Source organism: Streptomyces sp. SID14478 (assembly GCF_010548525.1).
Taxonomy (GTDB): Bacteria; Actinomycetota; Actinomycetes; order Streptomycetales; family Streptomycetaceae; genus Streptomyces.
Window position 1 is genome coordinate 1 of sequence record NZ_JAAGMG010000745.1, and the last position, 3,994, is coordinate 3,994.

4 protein-coding genes and 1 pseudogene are annotated in these 3,994 nt (G+C 72.0%); 1 reads left to right on the forward strand and 4 read right to left on the reverse strand.

Annotated features, from left to right (window positions below):
* Positions 1-1,025, forward strand: a pseudogene (locus tag G3I40_RS24855) (PE-PGRS family protein); the annotation flags it as partial.
* Here the strand turns inward: G3I40_RS24855 and msrB are convergent.
* The 4 genes from msrB to G3I40_RS24875 all read right to left on the reverse strand — a co-directional run.
* Positions 1,000-1,407, reverse strand: coding sequence for a peptide-methionine (R)-S-oxide reductase MsrB (gene msrB, locus G3I40_RS24860; protein WP_164304348.1), 408 nt, complete (start codon positions 1,405-1,407; stop codon positions 1,000-1,002). The pseudogene G3I40_RS24855 and the gene msrB overlap by 26 nt on opposite strands.
* Positions 1,408-1,423: 16 nt before the next feature.
* On the reverse strand, positions 1,424-2,830 hold the full coding sequence (gene murC, locus G3I40_RS24865) for a UDP-N-acetylmuramate--L-alanine ligase (protein ID WP_164304349.1): 1,407 nt from the start codon (positions 2,828-2,830) through the stop codon (positions 1,424-1,426).
* Between the two features lie 110 nt (positions 2,831-2,940).
* Positions 2,941-3,414 (reverse strand): indole-3-glycerol phosphate synthase, encoded by a 474-nt coding sequence (locus tag G3I40_RS24870; protein ID WP_164304350.1) that lies wholly within the window; start codon positions 3,412-3,414, stop codon positions 2,941-2,943.
* 134 nt (positions 3,415-3,548) lie between these two features.
* The coding region (locus tag G3I40_RS24875; RefSeq protein WP_203644744.1) for a dihydrofolate reductase family protein at positions 3,549-3,994 on the reverse strand (446 nt) is incomplete at its 5' end.

Below are 3,994 nucleotides of genomic sequence, written 5' to 3' on the forward strand. Positions count from 1 at the left end.
GCCGTGCCCAGCTCACCGACCCCGCCCCCGGCGTCCGCTCCGCCGCCCGGCGACTGCACCACCGCACCCACCCGGTACCGCTCGCCGTCTTCGACAGCGGCGACCTCGGCGACGCCACCCGGGTCGTCGCCGACTGCGCCCTCGTGCCGGACCTGGCCCGCCGTCTGGCCCGGCACCCGGACACCGCACTGCGCCACGCCCTCGCCGGCAACCCGCACCTGTCCCCGGACCTGATCGCCGTACTGGCCGAGGACCCCGACCCCTCGGTGCGGGGCGCCGTCGCCCTGCGCCCGGACCTCACCGAGGCCCAACGGTCCGCCGTCCCCTACGACTTCGACCTCTCCAGCCGCAGCCACACACTGCCCTGGGTGCACGCGCTGCACGACGACCCCGACGCCATGCGCCGGCTCGCCGCCTCCGCCCACCCCCTGATCCGCCGCTCCGTCGCCCGCGCCCGCCACCTCCCGGCGGACGTCGTCGACCGGCTCGCCCACGACGAGGACCGCGTCGTCCACCTCTTCCTCGCCGAGTCCTGCGACGACGCCCCGCCCTGGCTGCTGCTCCAGGTCTGGCACTGGTGGAACGGCAGCCTCTCCTCCCCCGGCCGCCCGCGCACCCACCCCAAGTTCCCGCGCACCGGCCTGCTGAAATACGCCGACGACCCCGACCCCCGACTGCGCCAACTCGCCCTGGACGACCCGGAGTCCACCGCCGAACTCGTCGAACGCTGCACCCTCGACCCGCACCACGAGGTCCGTTTCCGCGCCGCCGACGACCCGCGACTGAGCCGCCTCGGCGCGGTCCGCCTCCTCGACGATCCCGACGCCTCGGTCCGCCGGGCCGCGGCACGCTGCCCCCGCCTGCCCACCCGCGTCCTGGTCACGCTGCTGCGCGAGCGCCACACCGCGCAGTACGCGGCCCAGAACACGGCGATCCCGCCCGGCATCATCCGGAGGATGGCCGAGCGGGATCACCATGCGCCGGAGGAAGGCCCGGGGATCACTCCCCGGCCGGCTCCAGCGTGAGCGAGATCGAGTTGATGCAGTACCGCTGGTCCGTCGGCGTCGCGTAGCCCTCGCCCTCGAAGACGTGCCCGAGGTGCGAGCCGCAGCGCGCGCACCGCACCTCGGTGCGCAGCATCCCGTGCGAACGGTCCTCGACGAGCTCGACCGCGGCCGAGTCCTTCGGGTCGTAGAAGCTCGGCCAACCGCAGTGCGACTCGAACTTCTCGGTGGACGTGAACAGCTCGGCGCCGCACGCCCGGCAGGAGTAGACGCCCTGCGTCTTGGTGTCGGTGTACTCACCGACGAAGGCGGGCTCCGTGCCGGCCTGGCGCAGTACCGCGTACTCCGCCGGGTTCAGCTCCGCGCGCCACTGCTCGTCCGGCTTCTCGACGTCGTACGACATGGAGGCACTCCCCTTTTCAGCGCTGTGCGAGGTGGTCCAGGATGCGCGGGCCGAGGTCGGTGACGTCGCCCGCTCCCATGGTGAGAACGAGATCACCGGGCTTCGCCATTCCCGCGATCGCCTCGACGGCCGCGTCCTTGTCCGCCGCCGCCCGGACGTCGGCGCCTGCCGCGCGCGCCGCGTCGACGATCAGGGCGCTGGTGATGCCGGGGATCGGGTCCTCGCGCGCCGGGTAGATGTCGAGGACGACGGAGGCGTCCGCGAGGGCGAGTGCCTGGCCCATCTCCGTGCCGAGCTCCTGGGTGCGGGAGAACAGGTGGGGCTGGAAGAGGACGAGGAGGCGCGCGTCGGAGGCCGCCGCGCGCATCGCCTCCAGGTCCGCCGTCATCTCGGTGGGGTGGTGCGCGTACGAGTCGATGACCTGCACGCCGTTCTCCTCGCCCTTGAGCTGGAGGCGGCGCTTGACGCCCGTGTAGGACTTCAGCGCCCCCGCCAGGTTGCGGGAGGGGATGCCGAGCGCGACGCCTGCCGCGAGCGCCGCGACCGCGTTGTGCGCGTAGTGGCGGCCGGGGACCGAGACGGTGAAGGTGAGCAGCTTGCCGTCCAGAAGGACCGTTACCTCGCTGGTCAGACCGCGGGGCGTGATCTTGTGGATGCGGATGTCCGCCGACTCGGACTCGCCGTAGGTGACGACCTTGAGGGACGTCGTGTCGCGGATGCGGCGGGTCAGTTCGACGGCGCCGGGGTGGTCGGCGGCGATGACGAGCGTGCCGCCGGGGACGATCTTCGACGTGAAGATCTCGAAGGAGTCGTAGATCTCGTCCATCGACGCGTAGTTGGCGTGGTGGTCGAGCTCGACGTTCAGGATGATCGCGACTTCGGGCCGGTACTTGTGGAAGCTGCGGTCCGACTCGTCGGCCTCGGCGACGAAGATGTCGCCCTCGCCGTGCAGCGCGTTCGAGCCGGGGACGTCGAGGTCGCCGCCGATGGCGTAGGACGGGTTCAGGCCGAGAGAGCTCAGGGACACGGCGAGCATCGACGTGGTGGTCGTCTTGCCGTGGGTGCCCGCCACCGCGATCGGGCGCAGGCCGTCCATGAGCGAGGCGAGGGCGTCGGAGCGGTGCACGACCGGGATGCCGAGTTCGGCGGCGCGGGCCAGCTCCGGGTTGTCCTCGCGGATCGCGGACGACACGACGACGCAGGTGGCGTCGGGGGCGAGGTGGGCCGCGTCGTGCCCGATGTGCACCGTGGCGCCGAGCGCGCGCAGTGCCTCGGCCGTGGCGGACTCGCGCGCGTCGCTGCCCGCGACCCGCGCGCCGCGCTGGGCGAGGATCTTGGCGATGCCCGACATCCCGGCGCCGCCGATGCCGATGAAGTGCGGTCGGTCCATGGCGGCGGTAGAAGTGGGCAGGCCGGGTGCCATACGTGTCTCTCCCCTGAGGTGCTCGGATGTGCCGCTCCGTGGGCAGCGCGCCCGCGGAACGGGCCCAGCCTATTGCCTCGGCCCCGCCCGTCCCGCATCCGAGCCCGGCGTCACGCCTTGCTGTACGAGAACAGCTTCAGGACGGGCACGCCCACCTTGTGCCGGGCCCGCGAGGCCCAGTCCCGGTGGAAGAACTCCTCGACGTAGTGCGGGTCGGTCAGCACGATCACCTCGTCCGCCTTGACCTCGTCGACGAGCGCCTTGAGCGCGTCGAGGGGGTGGTCCTCGACGATCCGGCCGACGGCGGCGCTACCCGCCTGGTGCAGCGCGGTGAGGGAGACGTTCAGGGCCTGTTCCGCGGGCTCCTTGGCCTCGTCGCCCTCGGGGACCTCGTCCTCCCGGCTCGCCTCGTCCAGCTCGCCCATGGCGACGTCGTCGATGGCCCGCAACAGGCGGTCCGCCTGGTCGCCCCGGGGCTGGAGCAGCACGTGGAAGGAGACTTCCTCGTCGCCGTGCAAAGTGGTGACGAACTCCACGTCGGCGGACGTCAGGGCCTTCTCGATCATCAATACGCTCGTGAACACGACGGGCGCCCTTCTTCTCCTACCGTGGGTCGCCTCGCGGCGTACCCCTGGGGGACCTGCAAAAACCATCCTGCCCCGTAGTCGCACGGGGTCTGCGAGATTTAGTGTGCCCAGCGGAAGCTAAACGGAACGGATCATTCCGCCGAGTGTCGGGTCCGACGGTATCGGGTGAAGAGGAAACCGTCCTCTTCCAGGAGAGATGCCAGCTCGAAACGTTCCGGCACGGCGAGCGCGGAGCCCCACGCAATACGCTGCGCATCGCCCGCCGTGAGCATCGGGGACACCGTCAGGCACAGCTCGTCGAGCACCTGTGCGGCAACGAACTGGCCCAGCATCCGCGGCCCGCCCTCCGTGAGCAGCCGGGTGAGACCCCGCTCGGCCAGCTCCCGCACCGCCCGGTCCGGGTCCACCGCGCTGCCCTCGCCCGCGATCAGCACCTCGGTCCCGGCCTTGCGGGCCGCCGCGAGCCGGTCCGCCGGGGCGTCCGCGCCGGTGATCACGTACGTCGGCGCCAGCGGCTCGGTGAACAGCGGGAGGCCGAAGTCGAGATCGAGGCCGGCGCTGATCACCGCGACGGACG